Origin of the sequence: Candidatus Symbiopectobacterium sp. (genome assembly GCF_020054415.1) — a bacterium.
Lineage (GTDB): Bacteria > Pseudomonadota > Gammaproteobacteria > Enterobacterales > Enterobacteriaceae > Symbiopectobacterium.
Map to the genome: position 1 here is coordinate 1 of NZ_JAHWCO010000241.1, position 1,187 is coordinate 1,187.

Genomic DNA, 1,187 nt, shown 5'->3' on the forward strand with positions numbered 1-1,187 from the left:
CGGCGGCGGGTTGCCCGCAAATTCCAGCCAGACATCATCATTCACTTCAATCGCATCCTCCGGGAAGCTCCCTGTGTCAATATACGACTGCTTCAATTCCGCCGGGCAGAATGTGTTTTCCTTCGCACTGTAGTAGTACATTTTCTCTCCCTCAGAAACCAATGGCTAGAACGACAGTTTCAAGTTCGTAATCCAATGTCACCCTGACTGTCGCGTTATCGACCAGATGTGCTGACTGAGACAGGTTATCCCCCCCCCCAATAGGGCACCGCAGCGCCAACATGGCCGATACAGAACAATCCGGGATTGGGAAATTTCATGGGCAGCGGGAAATCGAATGTCCCGTTCCCTTTGTCTTTTCCGTATCTCACACACTGGATAATCAACCCCGTGTCCCCGCATTTCCACCATCCATTTACCTCGCGCTTCGCCGTATTGGGTTTGCTGTAGGCACCCTTGGGCTGGAAGGTATTCCTCAGGTAAGCGTCCAGCCATTGACCGCCCCACATGCTACCGTAGATATTGCCGTCATGGGCTATCCTTGCAGCTCCGGCATACACGGAAGAAGGGGCACGAAAACCGCCATCTTTATGAAAAATATAATCGCCGCTGCCGTCATTGCCGTTGTTTAGCAGAACGCCATCACCGCCCTTGTCTTTGTAGAGCAACATGCGAACGCTACCATCCTGATTATGAATACCCAGATGCTTGCAGTTATCCCCCTTCATTCCGATTTTGCCACCCTGTGAAATAATGTCGCCATTGACCGTTCCGCCAGTACGTTTATCCAGTGCATTTTTTGCACAATCTACCGTTTCTGTTAAACCGAGGTTTTTCACAAATTGATTTTTATCGGGGATGTCAGCGCCATTTTCATTTTTTGTTAATTTTTGTCTTAATGATTCAATCAACTCTGCTTTTGCTTTATCAACGGCATCACTAGCTAACTTTTTTATCGCTTGATAAAGCTGATCATGCCTGTTTTTATCGAGTTTAATGCCCGATTTCTCAATGACCGTGCAAGGCTCTTCCTGTAGCGCATCAAAAAGGCTTTGTTGAATAAATAGATTTTATGCTGGCAGCCCAGTGAAACGACGGATCCTCGCAACGTAAAATCATGCAGTTAGGCCTCATGAGAAAAGTGTACACCTGAGATGACAAGCATTTTCAACCAAAACTGGCATGGA

2 protein-coding genes are annotated in these 1,187 nt (G+C 47.4%); both read right to left on the bottom strand.

Annotation, left to right across the window (positions count from 1 at the left end; translation table 11 throughout):
- Nucleotides 1-245: 245 nt before the first annotated feature.
- Nucleotides 246-911: a hypothetical protein gene (locus QZ506_RS07030; RefSeq protein WP_291970032.1), complete on the bottom strand. Its 666-nt coding sequence runs from the start codon at nucleotides 909-911 to the stop codon at nucleotides 246-248.
- Nucleotides 912-952: 41 nt separating this feature from the next.
- Entirely contained in the window at nucleotides 953-1,108 is a 156-nt protein-coding gene (locus tag QZ506_RS07035) for a hypothetical protein (protein WP_291970034.1), read from the bottom strand.
- Nucleotides 1,109-1,187 lie beyond the last annotated feature (79 nt).